We start from the raw sequence: 22,607 nt of genomic DNA, 5'->3' as shown, positions 1-22,607 counted from the left end.
CGGTGGCTGGAACTGCTACTACAAACCGCCAGGACCCAAGACCATGCGCGACGGCTGGAACCAGCTCGCCGCCAGGATGGAAGGCTATGCCCTTGCTACCCAAGGCCAAGATCCGTGAATCCCATAGCCCCATGGGAGAGGGAGCACGAACCGTGCGCGCGTCTCCTAGACCGGCTCCCGCGTCTCGGCTTTGCGCAGCTTCACCAGCTTGCGCACGATGATGTCGCGCTTGACGATGGAGAGATGGTCGATGAACAGCACCCCGTCGAGATGCTCCATCTCGTGCTGCAGGCACACCGCCAAGAGGTCCTTGGCATGCAGCTCGCGGATCTCGTTCTGATAGTCGAGATAGCGCACCTTGACCTCGGCCGGCCGCATCACCTCGGCATAATGCTCGGGCACGGAGAGGCAGCCCTCCTCATGCAGGATCTCCTCCGCGGAGGTCCAGATGATCTCGGGATTGGCGATCCTGAGCGGCTGCGCCGGCTCGTTCTCCCGCGCCACGTCCAGCACCAGCACGCGGCGGTCGTCGCCGACCTGCGGTGCGGCAAGTCCGATGCCGGGCGCTGAATACATGGTCGCCAGCAAATCGTCCATGAGCCGGCGGACCGAATCGTCGACCGCCTCGACCGGCCGGCACTTGATCTTGAGCCTGGGGTCGGGAGCCGTGATGACGGAAAGAAGTGCCATGCTGCTTGCTAGGTAAGACCGCGCAAGCGAGCCGTCAAGCGTGGCGGCAGCGATGTCCCCATGCTAGGGAATGGCTATGGATCCGGGCCTTGTTCTAGCACTCCTCATTGCCGCTGGCGCGCTCGCGGTTGCGGTGATCGTGCTGCGCCGCAGCCAGAAAGCGCCCCTCGCCGGCAGCGTGCCGGCGAGCGAGATGGCGGTGCTGGCGCAGCGGCTGGCCGAATCCCAAGGCCAGCTCGCCGGTCGGCTCGATCAGATGGCGGCCCAGCAGGCGGCATCCCAGGCGAAATTGGCCGACGCGCTCCAGACCCAGGAGCGGGCGCTGGCGAAATCCTTGGACGAGCGCCTCGCCGCCCTCGGCCAACGGGTCCAGGAGTCGCTCGGCAAGAGCGCCACCGACACCACGAAGACCTTGGGCGATCTGCGCGAGCGCTTGGCGGTCATCGATTCCGCGCAGAAGACCATCACCCAGCTCTCGACCGAGGTCGTGGCACTGCAGGACATCCTCGCCAACAAGCAGGCCCGCGGCGCCTTCGGCGAGATCCAGCTGGAGAATCTGGTGCGCGCCGCCCTGCCGCCCGACGCCTATGTCTTTCAAGCGCCGCTCGGCGGCGGCCGCCGGGTCGATTGCCTCTTGCAGCTGCCGAATCCGCCCGGACCCATCGCCATCGATGCGAAGTTTCCGCTGGAGTCCTATCAGGCGCTGATGGCGGCACCCGACGAGGCGGCGAAGCTCGTCCAACGCAAGGCCTTGGGCCAGGCCGTCCTCATTCATGTCCGCGCCATTCGCGACAAGTACATCGTGCCCGGCGAGACGGCGGAATCGGCGCTGATGTTTCTGCCGAGCGAAGCCATCTACGCCGAGCTGCACGCCAACATGGCGGAGATCGTGCAGCAATCCTATCGCGAGCGGGTCTGGATCGTCTCGCCCACGACCTTGATGGCGACCTTGAACACGGTCAGAGCGGTCTTGAGGGATGCCGCCATGCGCGAGCAGGCGCATCTCATCCAGCAGGAGGTGGTGCTGCTGCTCGAGGACGTGGAGCGCCTGGATGAGCGCGTCGGCAAGCTGCAGCAGCATTTTTCCCAGACGACCGAGGACATGCGTCAGATCCGCATCTCCGCCGACAAGGTGGTGAAGCGCGCCGGGCGCATCGAAGAGGTGGAGCTCGCCGAGGAGGAGAAGCCGGCACTTCCCCCGGAGCCGCCCCGATGATGCCCTCGATGGCGATCAAGTCCGGCCATAGCCCGCTCGGCCTGGTCAAGCCCGTGGTCTTCCTCTTGGCCGCGACCCCGATCCTCTTGCTGGCCAACGACACGCTCTATGGCGTGATCGCCGCCAATCCCTATCCGACCCTGGTGCGCGAGACCGGCACGTGGTCGCTCCGCTTTCTGGTCCTGGGGCTGGCGCTGACGCCGCTGGCGGCCCTCTTGGGTCTGGGTTGGCTGGGCGGCCTCCGGCGCATGATCGGCCTTTTCGCCGCGTTCTATGCGTTCCTGCACCTGCTCATTTGGGCCAAGGACTATGGCTTCGACTGGCCGTTCCTCGGCCAGGAGCTGCTGGCGCACCCCTATCTTGCCGTGGGGTTCGTGGCCACGGTCTTGCTGGTACCCCTGGTGTTGACCTCGACCCGGGCGGCGGTCTTGCGGCTCGGCGCCGGGGTCTGGCGCGGGCTCCATCGCCTGGTCTATCCGATCGCGATTCTTGCCTGGCTTCACTATGAGATGGTCGGGCGCCTCTACCAGCCGGAGCTATATCTGACCGGCGCCGGCCTCGTGCTCTTGCTCGGCTGGCGGCTGGCCCGTTCAGCGCTCCGCTGGCGCCGAACCCAATCCGTGCTTAGATAACCGGCAGCAGCCTCACAGCATCTTGAGGAGAGTCCCCATGGACAAGAAGACCGAGACCGAGCTCGAGGCGGCGGCCTTCCGCACGCTGGTCGAGCATCTGAGGAAGCGCGTCGATGTGCAGAACATCGACCTCATGAACCTCGCCGGATTCTGCCGCAACTGCCTGTCCAAATGGTACCGGGCGGCGGCCGAGGAGCGGGGGCTGGCGCTCAGCGACGACAAGGCGCGCGAGATCGTCTACGGCATGCCCTATGCCGAATGGAAGGCCAAGCACCAGAAGGAAGCGGCGCCGGCGCAGCAGCAGACCTTCGAGAAGGCGCACAAGCACGGGTGAGGACCATCACATGCCCCCACCCTAGCCCTCCCCCACCTAGCGGTGGAGGAGGGGACACGAGTGGATGCGCCCTGAACCCCCTCCCCCGCCTAAGGCGGGGGAGGGTTGGGGTGGGGGCAATCGAGAGCTGGAGCGGCCTCACCCCTTCGGCGCGAGCGGCGTGACCGGGGCGCCGGGGCCGATCTTCTGCAGATTGCCGACGATAACCGACTCGCCCTCCTTGACGCCCTCGCCGATCACCACCAAGGGGCCGTAGCTGGCGCCGGTCTTGACGAAGCGCTGCTCGACCCGGTTGCCCTCGCCCACCACGTAGACGAACTTGCCGAGCTGGTTCGAGCCGAGCGCGGTCTGCGCCACCAGGAGCGCATCGGGCAAGTCGCCGATATGGAGCCTGACCCGGACATACTGGCCCGGCAATAGACTGCGCTCGGGGTTGTCGATGGTGACCCGGGCGACGATGGTGCCGGTCGAGCGGTCGACCGCGTTGTCGAGGAAGGTCAAGCGGCCGCGGAAGCTGGCCTCGCTGTCGCCGGCCAGCAAGGCGTCAGCGGCGATGGCACCCTTCGCCTGCCGTTGGGTGATGAGCGTCAGATCCTTCTCGCTCGGATTGAAGGTGACATAGATCGGGTCGAGCTGCGCCAGGGTGTTGAGCTGCGTTCCCGCCGCGCCGATGAGGGCCCCTTCATAGGCCTGGCTCTTGCCGAGCCGGCCTGAAAACGGCGCCCGGATCTCGGTGTAGCCAAGATTGTTCTCAGCCGCGCGAATGGCGGCTTGGTCGGCCGCGAGCGCCGCCTCGGCCTGGTGCTGGCTGCTCGCCCGGAGGTCGAAGGCATCCTTGGTGACCCAGCCATCCTTGATGAGCTGGCTGCCGCGCTGCAGATTGGCCTTGGCATAGTCGAGCGCGGCGGCATCGCGCTTTGCCTGGGCCTTGGCCTGGTCGAGGGCGGCCTGATAGTCCCGGGGATCGATGCGGTAGAGGAGGTCGCCCTGCTTGACGTCGGCCCCGTCGGCTTGCCCACGCTCGGCCAGATAGCCCGTCACCTTCGCCTGCAGAGCGATGCTGCGGACGGATTCGGTGGTGCCGACATAGTCGAGATAGACCGGCACCGTTTTGCGGACGACGGCTGCCACCGGCACCGGAATGCCGGAAGGGGCGCCGCCCTGCGCCGGAGGATTGGCGGCCTGTACGCCCGAGCGCGATGACAGCCCGTCGAAGGCGAAGAAGGCAGCGACACCGGTCAGCACGAGCGCCGTGCTGATGCCCAATGCGGTTTTGAGGAAGGCCATGGTTCTGCTCCGTTCCGCTTAGTCGTCATGTCCAGGTTGCAGCGCACGCTCGCCCTCGTTGCTGAAGGCGGTTTCGCCGGCGTGCCGTCCCTCGCGCAGGCGCTCGATGACGGCATAGAACACCGGCACGAAGACGAGGCTGAAGAGTGTGGCCGCCAGCATGCCGCCGAACACGGTGGTGCCGATCGATTGGCGGCTGGCGGCACCGGCGCCGCTCGCCAGCATCAAGGGAATGACGCCTAGGATGAAGGCAAACGCCGTCATCAGGATCGGGCGCAGCCGCAGCCGTGCCGCTTCCATGGCGGAGGCGACGATGCTGTGGCCCTCCTCGCGCTGGCGCTTGGCGAACTCGACGATGAGGATCGCGTTCTTGGCCGCAAGCCCGATCAGCATCACGAAGCCGATTTGGGAATAGACGTCGATCTGCATGCCGCGGACGTACAGTGCCGCCACCGCGCCGAAGAGCGCCAGCGGCACCGCGAGCAGCACCATGAACGGCATCGACCAGCTCTCGTATTGCGCCGCCAGGAAGAGGAAGACGAAGACCAGCGCCAGGCCGAAGACGATGGCCGCGACCGATCCGGCCTTCAGCTCCTGATAGGTGATGCCGGTCCACTCGAAGCCGTAATCCGCCGGCAAGGTCTGGGCGGCGACGCGTTCCATCGCCTGGATCGCCTGGCCCGAGCTGAAGCCGGGCGCGGCATTGCCGTTGATGAGCGAGGCGCCATAGACGTTGTAATGCGGCACCGTGTCAGGACCGACCGTCGGCTTGAGCTCGCCCAGGGTGCTGAGCGGCACCATGCCGCCGCTAGAGTTCCTGACATAGAGCCGCGAGATGTCGCTCTTGTCCGCCCTGGCGCTCTTGTCCGCCTGCATGGTCACCCGGAAGGTGCGGCCAAACAGGTTGAAGTCGTTGACGTAGAGCGAGCCCAGATAGATCTGCAAGGTGCTGAACACGTCGGGCAGGCTCAAGCCGAGCAGCTTCGCCTTGGTGCGGTCGAGGTCGTAGATGTATTGCGGGGTGGAGGCCGAAAAGGTGCTGAACACCGAGCGGCCGTTGATCTCCGGCTGCTTGCGGGCTTCCTGGATGACCGCTTGGGTCACCTCGTTCAAGGCCTGGACGCCGCGGCCGGTCCGATCCTCGACCTGGAACTCGAAGCCGCCGGTGGTGCCGAGGCCCGGGATCGAGGGCGGGTCGAAGCTGAGCACGATCGCCTCCGGCAGGCCCAAGAGCTTCGGGCGCAGCTCGGCAACCAAGCGCGAGGCGCTCTGATCGGGCCCGCGCTCCTTCCAGGGCTTGAGGACGGCAAACTCGGCCGCGCTGCTGGATTGCGCCGAGCGGGTCAAGAAGCTGAAGCCGGTGATCGCGACCACGTCGGCGACGCCCGGCGTGCCCTTGAGGATGGTGCGGACCTTCTCGGCGACCGCATCGGTGCGCTCCAGCGAGGCGCCGTCGGGAAGCTGGATGATGACGAAGAAATAGCCCTGGTCTTCTACCGGCAGGAACGCGGTCGGCAGCCGCTGGTAGATGCCATAGGTCACGCCGAGGCCGAGCACGAAGACCGGCAGCATCGCCCAGCGCCAGCTTATGACCTTGCCCACCCAACGCGCATAGGCGTTCTGTATGCGCTCGAAGGCGCGGTTGAAGAGCCGGAACGGCAGGAACCGCGACTTCTCGCGGTGCTTCAGCATGACCGCGCTCAAGGCCGGGCTCAAGGTGAGCGAGTTGAAGGCCGAGATCGCCACCGAGATGGCGATGGTCAAGGCGAACTGGTTGTAGAGCCGGCCGGTGACCCCGGGCAGGAAGGCGACGGGCACGAACACCGCCATCAGCACCGCGGTGGTGGCGATGATCGGGCCGGTGACCTCCTTCATCGAGGCCTTGGCGGCCGCCAGCGGCGCCAGCCCCTTCTCGAGCTGGCGCTCGACGTTCTCCACCACCACGATGGCGTCGTCGACCACGAGCCCGATCGCCAGCACGATGCCCAAGAGGCTCACCATGTTGAGCGAGAAGCCCAAGGCCAGCATGACCGTGAGCGTGGCGATCAGCGACACCGGAATGGCGATCGAGGGAATGATCGTCGTCCGCCAGCTCTGCAGGAAGATGAACACCACGGCGCAGACCAGCAGCAGGGCTTCGGTCAAGGTGATCGCCACCTCCTCCATCGAGGCGGAGACGAACATAGTGGTGTCGTAGCGGATCGAATAGTCGATGCCCTTGGGGAAGCGCTGCTTTAGCTCCTCCATGCGCGCGCGCACCCGGTTCGACATGTCGAGCGCGTTCGAGCCCGGGAGCTGGAAGATCGCCAGCAGCACGCTCGGCTTTTCGTTCAAGAAGGCGTTGGAGCCGTATTGCAGCGCGCCGAGCTCGATCCGCGCCACGTCTCTCAGCCGCACGGTCGCATCATTGCCGCGGCCGGCGCGCACCACGATGTCGCCGAATTGCGCCGGGTCGCTGAGCCGGCCCATGGCGTTCACCTGGAACTCGAAGGCGGTGCCCGCCGGCGCCGGCGACTGGCCGATCTTGCCGGCGGCAACCTGCAGGTTCTGCTCGGCAATAGCCCCCTGCACGTCGACGGCGGTGACGCCGAGGGTGGCGAGCTTGTCCGGGTCGAGCCACACCCGCATCGAGTAGCGCCGCTCGCCGAAGATCTGCACGTCGCCGACGCCGGGCACGCGCTTCAACGGATCGGCCAGCTGCAGATAGGTGTAGTTGCTGAGCGTCACCGGATCGATCGAGCCGTCGGGGGAGATGATGTTGATGATCACCACGAAGTTGGCGTTCGCCTTCTGCACGGTGACGCCCGCCTGATTGACGATTGCCGGGAGCTGCGGGGAGGCCTGGGAGACGCGGTTCTGCACGTCGACGGCGGCGACCTCGAGGGAGTAGCCGACATTGAAGGTGACGGTGATGGTGGACGTGCCGTCATTGGCGCTGATAGACGACATGTAAGCCATGCCGGGGACGCCGTTGATCTGCTGCTCCAAGGGCGTGGTGACGGTGTCGGCCACCACCTGGGCGCTGGCGCCGGGGTACGCAGCCTTGACCACCACCTGGGGCGGGGTGATGTCGGGGAACTGGGAGACCGGCAGCAGCTGATAGGCGATGAGACCGGTCAGAACCATGATGGCCGCGATCGCCGAAGCGAACACCGGCCGATTGATGAAGAAGGCGACCATGGGAGCGGGACCTCGTTGTCGTCGCTGGTGGGCGCTAGAGGGCGAGCCCGCCACAGCAGCCGCTTGCAACGCGGCTGCCGCGATCCCGGCGGCGGGAAGGCTCGATCTTTTGCGACATCTCCTGAAGAGTCGATCTGAGGGCGTCAGGATCGACATGGTCGGCCCGCATCACCGCCTGGATGACGGGATCGGCCAGGATCTCTCTCAATTTCGGCTCGGCCAGTTGCTTGGTCATGGGAGGCTCCGGGGCGAGGGGCTTGGGCCCAATCCTGCGAGGAAGGTCGCGTGCGGTCGATTAACCCAGAGGTAAAACGGCGGCGCCGGACCGGTCTTCGAAGTGGACCGGGCCCGACAAACACGTGACAAACTGTTCAATTCCGTGTTACTTAGCGGTAACAACGCTTGATATACTGACCGGTAAGTAACATTTCAAGGGAGATGCACCCAAGAATCTCACCCGCGGCCCAGCCCCCGCTGCGCCCGCCGCCGCCGCCCCGCGAGCGGATTCTCAAGGCCGCCCGCGAGCTGGTCTTTCGCTACGGCATCCGCGCGGTCAGCGTGGACGAGATCGCCGAGGCGGCCGACTCCAACAAGATGACGCTCTATCGGCATTTCAGCTCGAAGGACGCGCTGGTGGCCGAGTGTCTCCGCGAATTCGGCAAGGACGTCGATGCCGCCTGGGAGCGCAATGCCAAGGCCCATGCGGGCGATCCCAGGGGCCAGCTCCTCACCTGGCTGCATCACGTGGCCGAGTTCAAGCTCGGCAAGTCGGAGCGGGGTTGTCCCTTGGCCAATGCCGCGATCGAGCTCCGAGACACCGATCACCCTGCCCGCCGGGTGATCGAGGAATTCAAGACCGAGCAATGCGCGCGTCTGGTGCAGCTCTGCCGCGACACCGGCTTGGCCGAGCCCGAGCGCTTGGCCGACGAGATCTTCCTCCTGCTCGAGGGGGCCCGCATCAGCCTGCAGAGCGTGGGCCGCGACGGCCCCGGCGCCCGCTTCGTCGGCATGGTCGAATCCCTCATCGCCGACCACGCAAGACGCACCGCCTGAGACTCTGGCCTAGGGTCCGATGCGCGTATTAATCGTCCACGTCCATCCCGAGGAACGGAGCTTCAACGGCGCGATGACGCGCGCGGCCTCAGACGCGCTCAAGGCTGCCGGGCACGAGGTGGTCGTCTCCGATCTCTACCGAATGGGGTTCGATGCGGTATCGAGCCGCCGCAACTTCAGCACGGTTCTCGATCCGAGTTATTTCCGGCAGCAAGCCGAGGAGGCGCATGCCGCTCAGCATGACGGCTTCGCGCCCGAACTCGCCGCCGAGCAGCAGAAGCTCTTCTGGTGCGATGCGCTCATCTTCCAATTTCCGCTGTGGTGGTTCGGCTTGCCGGCGATCCTCAAGGGCTGGGTCGATCGTGTCTTCGCCGCGGGCGGGCGGATCTATGGCGGCGGCAAGTGGTACGATCGCGGCGTCTTTGCAGGCAAACGAGCCATGTGCGCAGTGACGATCGGCGGGCCGCGGACGATGTATTCCGAGCGGGGGCTGAACGGCCCAATCGCCGACATTCTGTTTCCGATCAATCACGGCATGTTGTATTTCACCGGCTTTAGCGTGATCGAGCCCTTTCTCGTCCACGCCCCGGCGCGCATGAGCGATGAGGAACGCGCGGCAGAGCTGGACCGCTATCGCGCGCGTGTCCTCGGACTCGCGACGGCGCCGACCATCGCCTATCCGAGGCTCGCCGACTACGACGACCGCTATGTCCTGCGGCCGGAGATGTCCGAGGCCTGATTGCTCCTAGGCCGGTATCGGACGGGCCCGCCGCCTGGGCCGTCGCGCGCGAGTCCGTTACCCTAATGATCATCGGAGCGCCGTGGAGCGTCTGGTATCTTTCTTAGAACCCGCGTGGCTCCAGGACCTGGCGAAGCCCCCACCCCAACCCTCCCCCGCCTGACGGCGAGGGAGGGAGTAGAACGAGCGCTGCCCCACCCTCCCCCAACTTGTTGGGGGAGGGTGGGGTGGGGGCTCCTGCTTCGCATGGCGGCCGCCTCAATACGAGCGCGGCAGCCCCAGCACGTGCTCGGCCAAATAGCTCAAGATGAGGTTGGTCGAGATCGGCGCTACCTGGTAGAGGCGGGTCTCGCGGAACTTGCGCTCGATGTCGTATTCCTCGGCGAAGCCGAAGCCGCCATGGGTCTGCAGGCACGCCTCGGCCGCCGCCCATGAGGCATCCGCCGCCAAGAGCTTCGCCATGTTCGCCTCGGCGCCGCACTCCTTGCCCGCTTCGAACAGCGCCGCCGCCTCGCGCACCATGAGCTCGGCCCCACGCATCTCCGCGTAAGCGCGCGCGATCGGGAATTGAATTCCCTGGTTCTGGCCGATCGGCCGCTCGAACACCACGCGCTCCTTGGCGTAGGATGTCGCCTTGGCGATGAACCACTTGGCATCGCCGATGCACTCGGCGGCGATCAGCACCCGCTCGGCATTCATGCCCGACAGGATGTAGCGAAAGCCCTTGCCTTCCTCGCCCACGAGATTCTCCGCCGGAACCCTGACCTCGTCGAAGAACACTTCCGTGGTGGCGTGATTCATCATGGTGCGGATCGGGCGAATGGTGAGGCCCTTGCCGGCGGACTCGCGCATATCGACGATGAACACCGACAGCCCGTCGGTGCGTTTCACGCCCTCGTCCTTGGGCGCGGTGCGCGCCAGCAGCAGCATGAGATCGGAGTGCTCCGCCCGCGAGGTCCAGAGCTTCTGGCCGTTGATCAGGTAGTGATCGCCCTCGCGCCGGGCGAAGGTCTTGATCGAGCTGGTATCGGTGCCGCTGTCGGGCTCGGTTACGCCGAAGGCCTGCAGCCTGAGCGCGCCCCGGGCGATCGGCGGCAGGTATTTCTGTTTTTGCGCGGGGCTGCCGTGCCGCAGCAAGGCACCCATGATGTACATCTGCGCGTGGGCTGCAGCACCATTGCAGCCGGCGCGCTGCACCTCTTCCAGGATCGCGGCCGCCGCCGAGAGCTTGAGGCCGGAGCCGCCATACTCTTCCGGGATCAAGGCCGCGAGGTAGCCGGCATCGGTCAAGGCCGCAACGAAGGCGGCGGGATAAGCGTTCTCGCGGTCGAGGTTCCGCCAATACTCCCCGGGAAAGGTACCGCAGAGCTGGCGGATCGCGGCCCTGATCTCGCTGTGGCTCTCGCCCCTTGCGGCTTCGGCGTCTCGGTCCATTGCCGCCTCGGTCCTCTAGTGTCCCGCCCCTGAAATTCGTCCGCGAATTTCAGGGATAAGCGGGCCACTAATCAATTGAATCTAGTGTGATTCAGATTCCGAAGTTCGCCAACGAACTTCGGAATCATCACACTAGTCGGCCGCCCGCTTGGCGGTGTTGAGCGCCGGCTTCGGCAGGATCGCGGCGATGCTGGTCTCGACCACGATGAATTGCGGGCCGGGTGCGGCCAACAGCGCGGCGAGGTGCTCGAGATCGGTGGGTCTGCGGATGCGGCTCACCTCGAATCCGAAGGCGCGGCCCATCAGCTCGAAGTCGGGATTGGTGAAGCTGGTGGCGACGGCGCGGCCGGCAAAATGCCGCTCCTGGTGGATGCGGATGGAAGCATAGAGACCATTCTCCGACAGGATCACCTTGAGGGGAAGCCGCCGCTCGATGGCCACGGTGAGCTCGTTTCCGGTCATGAGGAAGCCGCCATCGCCGACGAAGCAGATGACCGGGCGCTCGGGATGGCGGAGCGACGCGGCAACCGCCGCCGGCACGCCGAAGCCCATGGCGCCGGAGATCGGCGCCAACAGGCGCTGCGGCGGGGCGAAGGGGATGAGCCGATAGACCGGCGCCCCGAAGGTGCCGGCATCGACGGTGACGATGGCATCCGCCGGCAAGCTCCGGGCGACGGCGGCGACCACGTCTTCGAAGGGGACGCCGTCCTCGGCTGCAAGCTTCCGCGGCGTGGCGATCCTGATGCGCTCGGCCTCGAGCCGCCCGATCCAAGCCTCGCGGCCAGTCGGCGGCGGGGCGGCGGGCAGCCCCAGCGCTTGGATGAGCGCCAAGGGATCGCAGGCGATGGCAAGGTCGGCGGCAAACTGCGTGCCGATCAGAGCGGGCTCGGCGTGCACGTGCACCAGCCGCATCTCCGGCCGGATGAGCCTGGGGAAGCTGTAGCCCTGGGTGGTGATGTCGCCGAGCCGGGCGCCCAGCACCAGGATGAGATCCGCCTCGCGCAACACCGCCATCTGCGCTTCTGGATTGGCGAGGCCCATGTCGCCGGCATAGAGACGGTGCCGGTTCGGAAAGAGATCCTGCCGGCGGAACGACACCACCGTCGGCAGCGACCAGGCTTCGAGGAAGACCCTGAGCGCGTCCCGTCCGCCCGGCCGGTCGAGGCCGCCGCCGCTGATGACGAGCGGGCTGAGGGCGTGGGCGAGCCACTCCCTCAGCGTCGCCGTATCGGCCGGATCGGGCGCGGCGCGGATCGGCGCCTGGGGCATGACGGACCCCGTGTCGAGCGTGGCGGTCAGCACGTCCTCGGGCAACGCCACCACCACCGGACCCGGCCGTCCCGTCGTCGCCGCCTGGAACGCCCTCAGCATGGTCTCGGGAATCCGCCTCGGATCGGTCACCTCGGCGGTCCATTTCGCGATCCGCCCATACATCTGCGCGTAGTCGATCTCCTGGAAGGAATCGCGCCGGACGTCGCTGGTGGCGACCTGGCCCACGATGAGAATGAGGGGCACGCCGTCTTGCTCGGCCGTATGAACCGCGATGGCGGCATTGCTGGCGCCGGGGCCGCGGCTGACGGCAAGCACGCCCGGGCGGTGGGTCAGCCGGGCATCGGCGAGCGCCATGAAGCCCGCACCCGCCTCATGGCGGCAGGAAACCGTGTCGATGTCGCTGCGTCCGTAGAGCGCATCCAAGAGCCCGAGATAGCTCTCGCCCGGAACGCAGAAGATCCGGTCGACGCCATTGGCGTCGAGGCTGTCGACGATGAATTGGCCGACGGTGGGCATGAATAAGGCTCCGGTCGAGGGCGGAGCATAGGACGGTCTTGGACGCCGGTCGAAGGGCGGCGCGGGCGTCGACCCTCGCGACGCGCCGCCGCTAAATCATGCCGTCGCGATATATCCAAACCTAGGGTCAAGGCCCCAGAAAGAAAGCGAGACTGGATAGTGGCAACCAAACCTTCAAGGTAACATCCTTAGAGTTCGCTATAGGTCACTCCCGCTTGAGTGACCATACCGGCGAAGCCATCGCAGATGCCCGCTCTGAGCGGACTAGATCCCATTTTCATACATCGAGGATGGTAGATTATCTCTGGCCAATGTCCGCTTGGCTGCGCCTTGCGGACTCAAGATAGATATCAGTGCGAGTCCCAAATGGGCTAACTATTGGGCGAGGAGCATGTCGAGGCCTTGCAACGTCGTGCAGCGTTGACCCTGCAACTGGCCTAATTGTTCCTTTGCAGTGCCGATGAGTTGTAACCGCATTTGGGATGTCAAGGCGGGCATTTGCACCACCGCTAAGAAGTCTTTCAGTTCAGCCATCGCGTTCGCACAATCGCCAAATGCAAATTCGGCGACGACCAGATCCTCCAAGACATACGCTCGCGCGGCCAGAGCAATCGGGGCCTCGCCCAGAGCGCTTAGGGCTTCCTGAAACGCGTATCGTCCTTCAACCGGTTTACCGCTCAAGAAGAGGTATCGTCCTTCGTAACGCTTGGCTTCAGAGCGCAAATAGGGTGTGACGTCGGTCTTGCGGACAGCACGGCTCACAAAGTCCTTTGCGGCCTCCATGTCCCCAGTCGTGAAAGCCTCCGAGGTAAGGACGATCAATTGCGGTATTCCAACATCAGTGTCACGGATGTCGCGCAACATGGCCCTGGCTGTCGATATGTCATTCAAGATTCTCGGCGTGGCAGCGCTCGCCATCGCGAACTGCAATCTGGGATCCACGCCTTGCATCTGCGATTGCATGAGTTCCTGCCGAGTCTTAGCGGCGGAATTGACGGCCTGATTGAATTGACTAATCCGAGTTATTCGATCTGTCTCGGGCTTGCTTATGAAGGCATCCTGGAGAGATACAAGGGTCAGTATCAAGCCTAAGAACAACGCACTGGCACTTGCGCTCGCCGTCACTCTCTTTAGAAAGGTTTTTCGACCGTCCTCCTCCAGCTTCGTGATCCGCGCCTCGAGATTCGTGATTACCAGATGAACGGCATCGCGAGCCTCAGATGCATCTTGCGGTGAAGCGGGATCTGACATGTTCCTCACCATGACCATGCGCAATGGCGCACGCATATTCCTCGATCGGATGAGCAGGACGACCGTCCGTCAGGCTCAAGACACGACGACGTGGGTCCTTGTGATGGCCCAGCCGTCAATTGAACGTTATCGAATTTCCGTAGTGAAAGGTTCGGACGAACGTCCGGTAAGAGACTTGATATTGCCCAGGTTGAAGCATTTGGCCGCCAGCCTGGACATAGGGGATGGAAGGCAAAGGATACGGATAGGGATCGTTGATAATGAGATCCAGTGAATTTTCGTCGCCTTCGCAGCCGACAATGACCACCGCATGTTGGCTGAATCCCATGCCCGGCGGAAACGGCACGGAGTTCGGAGTAATGCCGGCGATGATCGGTGCGTCATCATAGATCGAAGCAATAATCTGTTTCGGGGACATGATACCCCGCGTTCTCGGAATAAAGCTGTCGGTCGTAAATCCGTTCATATTGTCGGCAAGCTGGGCATAGAGCTGAATTATCGCGGCGATGCGTTGGGTTGTACCTCCGCCATTCAGGCACCACGCGCAATTGGCCCAACAAGGGCCACCTTGCGCTCCGACGACGCCGCATTGGTAGTTGCCGCCTGGATTTAGGTTGGGAAAGCCGTAATGGGATAGCACCATTTCGGAAGCCGCTGCCCAGCACCACTCCGGCATCTGCTGAGCAATCGGATCGATGCCCAGATCCGCGGCTTGGGCCTGCTCACGGTCGGCGCATATCGCGGCACCGAGGAGAACGAGCAGTCCCAAGACCCCTGCGCGCGCGAGCCTCATCATCCCCCCAAGAGGCGCTATGGCGAGGTTATTGAACTACAACCAAAGGATGTTGTCCACCGCGCCGGTATGGTGCCAAACAGAGGGCCGGGCCTTGTGCCAGGCATTTATTGCGCCACGCCGCTTACGCTAGCTAAATCATGCCGAGCGCCTGCTTGTAGAGGTCGAGGAGGGTTTCCTCCTCCTGGCGCTCGTCCTGGTCTTTCTTCCTGAGCTGGATCACCTTGCGCAGGATCTTGGTGTCGAAGCCGTGACCCTTGGCTTCGGAATAGACCTCCTTGATGTCGGCGCCGAGGACCTTCCGCTCCTCTTCCAGCCGTTCGATCCGGTCGACGAAGCTCCTGAGCCGGTCGGCGGCGATGCCGCCCACATCCTTGGCGGTTTCCTTCTGGCGGGTCTCGGTCACCTCTTGGGCTGGCGCGTCGCTCATAGTCGAAAGCTCTCCTGGTCATGGGGCGGGGCGGCTCGGTCATGCCCACCTCTCCGAGTCCATAGACTGCGTCGACCGTCATTGCCATGGCGAATCAGGCGGGGCCGCAACGCCAAGGAATTATGGGCCCGCAGGCGCCGATGTCACCGCGGCCGAGGCTCTCCGTCGCCGGCGGAAAAGATATCCCCAGCGAATCGCCCGTTGGCCCGACGCCGGGCGTCGTTTGCCGCATTCCGAGACCGCATGCTAGCCTCGATGCAACGATCGAACCGGACCGGATTCAAGGTCGGCTGCACGGGAGGAGACGTGTCTCAGACGATTCCGTTCGTTTATACGGACGAGAGCACGCGCGAAATCTCGTTCCCGCTGGGCGGCATCGGCACCGGCTCGATCGGGCTGTCCGGCGCCGGGCGGTTCATCGACTGGGAAATCCTCAATCGGCCGAGCAAAGGCAGCACCAACGGCCTGTCGCATTTCGCCATCCGCGCCGAGCAGGACGGAAAAACCCTCGATGCGCGCCTGCTGCACGGGCCGTATCGGGGCAGCCTGATGGGCGACATCACCCCCGATTGGGGCCGCAATTTCGGCACCGGCGCCAGGCGGTTCTCGCTGGTGGGGGCCCCGCATTTCGCCGAATGCCGGTTCGAGGGTCGCTACCCCACGGCGCGGCTGAGCTTTGCCGACGATCGCTTCCCCGGCAACGTCGCGATGACGGCGTTCAATCCGTTCCTGCCGCTCGACGATCTCACGTCCTCGATGCCGGTCGCGATGTTCGAGTTCGAGGTCGCCAACCCGACCGCAGCACCGATCGCCTACAGCATCGTCGGCGTGCTCGGGCACCTGCCGACGGCGCCGACCGGTGCTGAACGCGGCGAGAAGAGCGTTCGCGTCTTCACCACGTCGGCCGGCGCCGATGCGCCGGACTACGGCGAGCTGGTGCTGGCGACGGATGCGGCGGCGACCAGCGGGCAGACGCATCTCTACCGCGGCCTGTGGTTCGACTCCTTCGAGGTGTACTGGGACGATCTACGCCGCCCGGGGAAATTCGCCGAGCGCCGCTACTATTCCTCCCTGCCCACCGGCGGAATGTCGCGCGACGGCGACAGCAGCCTACAGGCCGCGCACATCACCGTGGCACCCGGCGAGATCGGGCGGGCGCGCTTCGTGATCGCCTGGTACGTGCCGAATTTCCACAAGTTCTGGGTCTCCAAGGTCTGGCATTTCCGCCAGCCCTCGCCGGCCGAGGGGGTGTGGAAGAACTGGTATGCGACGCAATGGAAGGGTGCCGCGGAGATCGCCGCGATCGCGCTCAAGGATTGGGACCGGCTGGCCGAGGGGACGCAAATCTTCCGCGACGCGCTCTATGGCTCCAGCCTGCCGCATGCGGTGATCGACGCGGCCGCCGCCAACCTCAGCATCCTCAGAACGCCGACGACGGTCAGGCTGACCGACGGCACCTTCTACGCCTTCGAGGGCCTCAACCCGGGCGAGGGGTCGTGCGAGGGCAGCTGCACGCATGTGTGGAACTACGCGCAAGCGCTGCCCTTCTTGTTTCCGGCCTTGGAACGCTCGATGCGCGAGGCGGATTACCGCAACAACATGGACGCCGCCGGCGGCATGAGCTTCCGCATGAGCCTGCCGATCGGCTCCGGCCTGTCGACCGAGCGACCCTGCGCCGACGGGCAGTTCGGCAATGCCATGAAGGCGTATCGGGACTGGAAGCTGTGCGGCGACGATGCCTGGCTCCGCCGCCTGTGGCCGCTGATCCGCAAATCCATCGAATATGCCTGGCATCCCGGCAATCCCGATCGCTGGGACCCCGAGCGGACGGGCGTGCTGACCGGGCGGCAACACCACACCTTGGACATGGAGCTGTTCGGGGCGAACTCCTGGCTGACCGGGTTCTATGTCGGCGCCTTGTCGGCCGGGGCGGAGATGGCAGACGCGATGGGCGATCCGGACACCGCCCGGCAATGGCGCGACATGGCCCAGCGCGGGCGCCGCTACATGGCCGATAAGCTGTTCAAAGGCAGCTATTTCGTCCAAGAGGTCGAACTCAACGACCGCAGCGTGCTGGACGCCTACGCCGAGGCGACAAAGTCGCGGCGGCTGATGGGCGGCGACGTCTATGACCAGTACTGGAGCGAAGAGCATGGCGAGCTGAAGTGCCAGCTCGGCGACGGGGTGCTGATCGACCAGGTTCTGCCGGGCTGGCACGCGCGGCTATACGGGCTGCCGGACATCTACGATCCCCAACAGTTCCGCAGCGCGCTGAGCGCGATCTGGCAGCATAATTTCAAGCTGCGGCTGGGCGACCTTTTCAACCCGTGCCGGGTCTACGGCGTCTACGATGAATCGGGCACGGTGATCATCGGGTTCCCCGCGGGCGTGCACAAACCGGCGATCCCCGCACCCTACGCCCAGGAAACCTTCCACGGCATGGAATACGCGTTCGGCGCGGCCTTGATGCAGGAGGGCATGCTGCGCGAGGGTGTGCGCGCCTTCAAGGCGGTGCGCGACCGCTATGCCGGGTCCAACCGCAACCCGTGGAACGAGATGGAGGCCGGCTCCAACTACGCGCGCTCGATGGCGAGCTGGAGCGGCGTGCTTACGCTATCGGGCTTCAGCTTCGATGCGCGCCGCCAGCATATCGGCTTCGCGCCGATGCTGCGTGACGGGCTGGCGTTTCGCTGCATCTGGTCGAACGGCCTGGCCTGGGGAACCGTGACCCTGGAAGAAGGAAGCTGCGCGCTGCGCGTGCTCGGCGGGCAGTCGCCACTGGCCTCGCTCGGGCTGCCATTGCCGAAGGCGGCTCGAGCAACGGTCACATTGAACGATGCGGCAGTGACGGCGCGCGTTGAGGACGGCACCTTGCGCTTCGCGGCGCAGACGCTGCGGGGCGGAGACGTGTTGCGGGTGGCTGCGGCAGGAATGGGCGTGGCCGCGCTGCCGGATGCGACGCAAATGTGAACGGCCCGGTAATCGGGCCGACTAACGAAGGGGAAACGACCATGAAACGACGCACCTTCACCACCGGTCTGATCAGCCTTGCCGCCTTGCCGTTGCGTAGGGCTCATGCCGCGCCGCCGACGGACATCAAGGCGACGCTCAACGTGTTCCGCCCGGCCACCGACGCCGACATCTCGGAGATGAACCACGCGATGGCGCGGTTCAAGCAGCGCTACCCCAATGTCGAGATCAAGGTGCAGTACGTCGCCACCAATCCGTGGGGCGAATACATCAACCAGTTCATGAATGCGCTGGGCAGCGGCGAGAGCGTGGACATCCTCAACATCGCGACCGAGGGTGTGGCGACGCTGGTGAGCCGCGACGTGATCAGCGACCTCGCGGAGATTCTCAAGACCGATCCGGACGCGCAGGAGCTGCTGGCGGACGTCGAGCCGAACCTCCTGAACGCGCTGCGCTACCAGAACTCGCTCAGGCTGGTGCCGGTGGAATGGAACACGGTGCTGACGGTCTACAACACCGACATGTTCCAGGAGGCCGGGCTGGCGCCCCCGGCCGCCGGTTGGAAATGGAACGACCTGTTGGAGACGGCGCAGAAGCTGACCAAACGCGATGCCACGGGGCGCATCACCCAGTACGGCTACTTCGTTCCGGGCGGGCAATTCGCGCTCAGCACCTGGTTCCAGACCAACGACACCGACCGGCTGACGCCGGACGGACGGCAGAGCAACGTGAAGGATCCGAAATTCCGCGAATCGCTGGTCTTCCTGCACGACCTGATCCACAAGCACAAGGTGGCGCCCACCTTCACGCGCAACGATCCTGGCTACAGCCCATTCGCGGCCAGGCAAGTGGCGATGATCTCGGGCCTGCATCCGTTGATGCGGATTCTCCGTGACGCCAAGTTCACCGCGGCCGACGTGCAGGTCGTGCCGTACAACCGCGCCCAGGTGAACATCTGCGGCGTGATGGGCATGGCGATGACCAAGTCGACGAAGAATCCGGCCCTGGCCTGGGAATTCATGAAGGTGCTGATGGACCGGGAATACGAGGCGGAAGTCGCCAGCAATGTGCGCTCGATCCCGAGCCGGCGGTCGGCCGTGCAGCTGCCGGTCTGGACGGCATTCCCGGCGCACCATGAGCTGTTCTATGGTGCTGCCGCCAAGGCGAAGCCGTTGCTGGCGCCGCCGAACTTCGCGCAGGTGGAGGAGATCATGATGCGCCACGTCGAGGCGTACATGACCGGAAACCAGGAGATCGACGCGACGATCGACGGCATGCACGAGGAGCTGTCGCGTGCGATGAGTCGCGTGAAGTGGTGATGGCGTGCCCAGCGTGAGCCGGACTAGCTGCGGTGGCGCTGGCTGACCTCCGGCACGGGTCCCTGCCCGATTTGGGCCGGGCAGGGATGGGCCCGCGTCGGCGAGGCGGGCGCGGGCTCAGGGCCGGCGAGGTGCGCGCGGCATGGCTGTTCGCGGCACCGGCCTTCCTGATCTACCTGGCCTTTCTGCTGGTGCCGGTGCTGGCCACGCTGGCGTTCAGCCTCACCGAAGTGGATCGGCTCACCTGGCGGACGGATTTCGTCGGCCTCGAGAACTTCCTCTATATTTGGTCGGACGCGCATTTCTGGCGAAGCTTCGCCAATACGTTCCAGTTCATCGCGCTGGCGGTGACCGGGAATGTCGGGCTCGGTCTGCTGGTGGCGGTGTTGCTGGATCGCCAGCTGCCGAAGGTGATGCTGTATGCGCTGCGCTTCGCCTACTTTCTGCCGGTGCTGGTGGCGTCGGCGCTGGTGTCGCTGGTGTGGAAGTTCCTGTATTCCACCGACCTCGGCATCCTCAACTATTACCTGCACGAGCTCGGTTTGCCCGGCCCGGGCTGGCTGTCCGACGGGCGCATCGCCATGGTCTCCGTGGTGATCATGGATGTGTGGAAGCATTTCGGCTTCTTCATGATCATCCTGCTGGCGGCCCTGCAGGCGGTGCCGCGCAGCCTGATCGAGGCGGCGGCGCTGGACGGGGCGGGCGGGTGGCGGATCTTCTGGCACATCAAGCTGCCGGCGGTGGCGCCGGTGCTGCTGTTCTGCATCACCTACGCCACGATCGGCGGGCTGCAGGTGTTCGATTCGGTGCGCATCATGACCAATGGCGGGCCGGGGGATGCGACCCGCGTGGTGGTGCTGTACATGTACGAGCAGACCTTCGGTGCGCAAGATCTGGGCACCGGCTCGGCAGCCGCGTTCACGCTTCTGGTGGTGATCGCGGCGGTGACGGCGGTGCAATTCGGCATCGGCCGCAGACTGATGCGAAGCTGATGGCGCCGGAGACCGCGCAGCGGCTGAACACGGCCTTGGCGGTGCTGCACTGGCGCAACCTCATGGTGACGCTGCCGCTATGCGCCGGCGGCGTGTTGATGCTGCTGCCGTTCCTGTGGATGTTCAGCGCCTCGCTGCGCCCGGTGGGGGAGGCATACCGGCTGCCGCCGACCCTGCTGCCGGACATCTGGGATGCCACCTCCTACCAGCAGGTGCTGGAATCCGGCCTGCCGTTCCTCAGCATGTATTGGAACAGCTTCGTGGTTGCCGCGCTGACCACGCTGGGCGTGCTGCTGACGGCATCGATGGCGGCCTTCGCCTTCGCGCGGCTCAGGTTCAGCGGCTCCAGGGCGCTGTTCGCGCTGATGTTCGTCGGGCTGATGGTGCCGCCGGCGCTGGTGCTGATCCCGATCTATGTCGGGTTCGCGGCCCTGCATCTCTTGGACACGCGGGCAGCGCTGATCCTGCCGGCGCTCGCGTCCTCGTTCGGCGTCTACATGATGCGGCAGTTCATGCTGGGGCTGCCGCGCGAGCTGGAAGAGGCGGCCAAGATCGACGGGGCGGGCTACTGGACGATCTATCGCCGCATCTCGCTGCCGCAGCTCGGGCCGGCGCTGGCCGCGCTGGGGATCATCACCTTCACCGCCAGCTGGAACAACTTCATCGCACCCTTCGTGCTGATCAAGAGCCTGGAGCAGATGACGCTGCCGATCGGGGTGGTGGCGCTGCAAGGCGTATTCGGCCCGGCGAGCCTGTCGGTGCTGATGGCGGCCACGGTGATGGCGATCCTGCCGCTGTTCGTGGTGTTTCTGGTGGCGCAGCGCTTTATCATCGAAGGGCTGACGATGACGGGGATCAAGGGCTGAGGGGCGTCTCCGCCTCTGCCCAGGTTCATGCCGCTCTTCCCCGCCTCCAGCACCGGACACGATCGGCCGCTCATCGCCATCGCCTATATGCTGGCGGCGGTGCTTTTCTTCACTGCCCAGAGCGGCCTCACCAAATGGCTGGTGGCGAGCATTCCGGTGAACGAGATCGTCTTCTTCCGCCATGCCTTCGCGCTGGTTCCGGCGTTCTGGATGCTGGGCAAATCGGGCGGGATTGCGAGCCTCAAGACCAGACGCATCGGCATGCATCTTTTCCGGCTCGCCGGCGGCATGAGCTCGATGACCCTCGGGTTCTTAGCGCTGGCGCTGATCCCGGTGGCCGATGTGACGGCCTATTCCTTCGCCGCCCCGCTCTTGATCACCGCACTCTCCGTGCCCTTGCTGGGCGAGCAGGTGGGTCCGCATCGTTGGAGCGCCGTCGTCGCCGGCTTCATCGGCGTCCTCATCATGGTGCGTCCCGGGACGGGAGCGATCCAGCCCGGCGCCTTGGTGGCGCTTGCCGCTACCCTCGGTTCGGCGGTCGTCGCGCTCACCATGCGCCAGCTCGGCCACACCGAGACCACCGCCTCGATCGTGGTGACCTATTCCGGCCTCGCTGGAATCGTGAGCGGCCTCACCTTGCCCTTCTGGTGGGTCACGCCCAATTGGCTGGAACTCGCCGCGCTCGCCATCCTCGGCCTCGGCGGCGGGGCGGCGCAGTACTGGTATACGAAGGCGCTCAACCTCGCCCCGGTCTCGGTCATCTCGCCCCTGAACTACACCGGCCTCATCTGGGCGGTGCTGATGGGCTATGTCTTCTGGGGCGAGGTGCCGGAGCAAAGCACGTTGGTGGGCGCCCTCATCATCGTCGCCAGCTCGCTCTACATCCTCTACCGCGAGACCGTGCGCCGCGCCGAACGGGCCCGGGCGCCCCGCTAACCGTCGAGATCGACTATCTCGACTACCATTAGGTGACGTGGATTCGATGGCTATGCACAATCCCCCCCCATCCCGGCGGCATTGTCCGCCGGCAATGCCTGGAGCCGCTTGGACTTTCCGTAACCGAGGCGGCGGCCGGTCTCGGCGTGACGCGGCAAACCCTCTCCGACCTCGTGAATGAGCGGGCCGAGATCTCGGTGGAGATGGCGAAACGACTGTCGAAGGCATTCGGCTCGACGCCCGAGACCTGGCTCGGACTGCAAATGGCCCATGACCTTTGGCTTGCGCGCAAGCGCCTGAAGCCAGTCAAGGTCCGCGATTTTAAAGCCGCTTAGACGCGCTCCACCCCGGCCTCAGCTTCCCTGGCGGTCGTGGATCTGGGAGATGAAGTAGTCCTTCCAGCTCGCCGCCTTCGGCTTCACCAGGCCGATGCGGTTCATGCATTCGGCGTAGAGCATGGTGCGTTTTGGAATAACCGACACGCCGGAGCGCGTTCCGTTGAGGTGGAACCATCCTCTTCCGTCACCCGCGGACTTGATCCGCGGGTCCATCATCGGATCGCACGATGGATTGCCGGGTCAAGCCCACGGCTGTCCGGTTTAGATTCAGATGCATTGAAGGGTCAATTGGGAGTTATTGAGACTTGGCCCTGGCAGTGGGTTGAGCAGGTGGGCAATTGGCTTTCGATGCATGAGGT

Annotated in this window: 20 protein-coding genes; 11 read left to right on the top strand and 9 right to left on the bottom strand. The window is 65.2% G+C overall.

The window, feature by feature from the left end:
• Positions 1-165 precede the first annotated feature (165 nt).
• Complete coding sequence (locus HY058_00570; protein MBI3495779.1) at positions 166-690, bottom strand: peptide deformylase; 525 nt, start codon at positions 688-690, stop codon at positions 166-168.
• Positions 691-760: 70 nt separating this feature from the next.
• Between HY058_00570 and rmuC the strand changes: the two genes are divergently transcribed.
• From rmuC to HY058_00555, 3 genes are read left to right on the top strand one after another with little or no spacing between them, the layout of a single operon-like run.
• The gene (rmuC, locus tag HY058_00565) at positions 761-1,906 is read left to right on the top strand and encodes a DNA recombination protein RmuC (GenBank protein MBI3495778.1); all 1,146 of its coding nucleotides are present in this window, start codon (positions 761-763) and stop codon (positions 1,904-1,906) included.
• A gap of 8 nt (positions 1,907-1,914) precedes the next feature.
• Positions 1,915-2,538, top strand: coding sequence for a ferric reductase-like transmembrane domain-containing protein (locus HY058_00560; GenBank protein MBI3495777.1), 624 nt, complete (start codon positions 1,915-1,917; stop codon positions 2,536-2,538).
• Positions 2,539-2,575: 37 nt separating this feature from the next.
• Positions 2,576-2,872 (top strand): DUF1244 domain-containing protein, encoded by a 297-nt coding sequence (locus tag HY058_00555; protein ID MBI3495776.1) that lies wholly within the window; start codon positions 2,576-2,578, stop codon positions 2,870-2,872.
• Positions 2,873-3,010: 138 nt separating this feature from the next.
• Here the strand turns inward: HY058_00555 and HY058_00550 are convergent, their stop codons facing one another.
• The 3 genes from HY058_00550 to HY058_00540 are packed head-to-tail and all read right to left on the bottom strand — an operon-like array spanning position 3,011 to position 7,574.
• Positions 3,011-4,159: an efflux RND transporter periplasmic adaptor subunit gene (locus HY058_00550; GenBank protein ID MBI3495775.1), complete on the bottom strand. Its 1,149-nt coding sequence runs from the start codon at positions 4,157-4,159 to the stop codon at positions 3,011-3,013.
• Between the two features lie 18 nt (positions 4,160-4,177).
• A complete protein-coding gene (locus tag HY058_00545) occupies positions 4,178-7,339 on the bottom strand; it encodes an efflux RND transporter permease subunit (GenBank protein ID MBI3495774.1) in 3,162 nt (1,053 codons plus the stop codon).
• A gap of 34 nt (positions 7,340-7,373) precedes the next feature.
• On the bottom strand, positions 7,374-7,574 hold the full coding sequence (locus HY058_00540) for a hypothetical protein (GenBank protein ID MBI3495773.1): 201 nt from the start codon (positions 7,572-7,574) through the stop codon (positions 7,374-7,376).
• 203 nt (positions 7,575-7,777) lie between these two features.
• On the opposite strand from HY058_00540, the gene HY058_00535 reads away from it, so the two are divergent.
• Complete coding sequence (locus tag HY058_00535) at positions 7,778-8,392, top strand: TetR/AcrR family transcriptional regulator (protein MBI3495772.1); 615 nt, start codon at positions 7,778-7,780, stop codon at positions 8,390-8,392.
• Between the two features lie 19 nt (positions 8,393-8,411).
• Complete coding sequence (locus tag HY058_00530; protein MBI3495771.1) at positions 8,412-9,131, top strand: NAD(P)H-dependent oxidoreductase; 720 nt, start codon at positions 8,412-8,414, stop codon at positions 9,129-9,131.
• A gap of 258 nt (positions 9,132-9,389) precedes the next feature.
• On the opposite strand, the gene HY058_00525 is transcribed toward HY058_00530, so the two are convergent.
• The 5 genes from HY058_00525 to HY058_00505 form a co-directional block, all read right to left on the bottom strand.
• Complete coding sequence (locus HY058_00525) at positions 9,390-10,565, bottom strand: acyl-CoA/acyl-ACP dehydrogenase (protein ID MBI3495770.1); 1,176 nt, start codon at positions 10,563-10,565, stop codon at positions 9,390-9,392.
• A gap of 132 nt (positions 10,566-10,697) precedes the next feature.
• A complete protein-coding gene (locus HY058_00520) occupies positions 10,698-12,353 on the bottom strand; it encodes a pyruvate decarboxylase (protein MBI3495769.1) in 1,656 nt (551 codons plus the stop codon).
• A 375-nt stretch (positions 12,354-12,728) separates the two neighbouring features.
• Positions 12,729-13,604 (bottom strand): hypothetical protein, encoded by an 876-nt coding sequence (locus tag HY058_00515; protein ID MBI3495768.1) that lies wholly within the window; start codon positions 13,602-13,604, stop codon positions 12,729-12,731.
• A 115-nt stretch (positions 13,605-13,719) separates the two neighbouring features.
• Positions 13,720-14,373 carry a hypothetical protein gene (locus HY058_00510; protein ID MBI3495767.1) on the bottom strand — a complete coding sequence of 218 codons (654 nt, stop codon included), beginning with the start codon at positions 14,371-14,373 and terminating at the stop codon, positions 13,720-13,722.
• Positions 14,374-14,530: 157 nt separating this feature from the next.
• Positions 14,531-14,827, bottom strand: a complete 297-nt coding sequence (locus HY058_00505; GenBank protein ID MBI3495766.1) for a DUF2312 domain-containing protein — start codon at positions 14,825-14,827, stop codon at positions 14,531-14,533.
• A gap of 306 nt (positions 14,828-15,133) precedes the next feature.
• Between HY058_00505 and HY058_00500 the strand changes: the two genes are divergently transcribed.
• The 6 genes from HY058_00500 to HY058_00475 all read left to right on the top strand — a co-directional run bounded on the left by HY058_00500 (position 15,134) and on the right by HY058_00475 (position 22,245).
• A complete protein-coding gene (locus HY058_00500; GenBank protein ID MBI3495765.1) occupies positions 15,134-17,797 on the top strand; it encodes a hypothetical protein in 2,664 nt (887 codons plus the stop codon).
• A 41-nt stretch (positions 17,798-17,838) separates the two neighbouring features.
• The gene (locus tag HY058_00495) at positions 17,839-19,116 is read left to right on the top strand and encodes an extracellular solute-binding protein (protein ID MBI3495764.1); all 1,278 of its coding nucleotides are present in this window, start codon (positions 17,839-17,841) and stop codon (positions 19,114-19,116) included.
• Between the two features lie 86 nt (positions 19,117-19,202).
• Positions 19,203-20,108, top strand: a complete 906-nt coding sequence (locus HY058_00490) for a sugar ABC transporter permease (protein MBI3495763.1) — start codon at positions 19,203-19,205, stop codon at positions 20,106-20,108.
• A complete protein-coding gene (locus tag HY058_00485) occupies positions 20,108-20,974 on the top strand; it encodes a carbohydrate ABC transporter permease (protein MBI3495762.1) in 867 nt (288 codons plus the stop codon). The genes HY058_00490 and HY058_00485 overlap by 1 nt, the downstream gene beginning before the upstream one ends.
• A gap of 27 nt (positions 20,975-21,001) precedes the next feature.
• Positions 21,002-21,910, top strand: a complete 909-nt coding sequence (locus HY058_00480) for a DMT family transporter (protein MBI3495761.1) — start codon at positions 21,002-21,004, stop codon at positions 21,908-21,910.
• 41 nt (positions 21,911-21,951) lie between these two features.
• The gene (locus HY058_00475) at positions 21,952-22,245 is read left to right on the top strand and encodes a HigA family addiction module antidote protein (GenBank protein MBI3495760.1); all 294 of its coding nucleotides are present in this window, start codon (positions 21,952-21,954) and stop codon (positions 22,243-22,245) included.
• Positions 22,246-22,607 lie beyond the last annotated feature (362 nt).

The organism is Pseudomonadota bacterium, from assembly GCA_016195085.1.
GTDB lineage: Bacteria > Pseudomonadota > Alphaproteobacteria > SHVZ01 > SHVZ01 > JACQAG01.
Note: the sequence above shows the minus strand (reverse complement) of the source record. Positions and strands in the feature narration are given on the sequence as shown.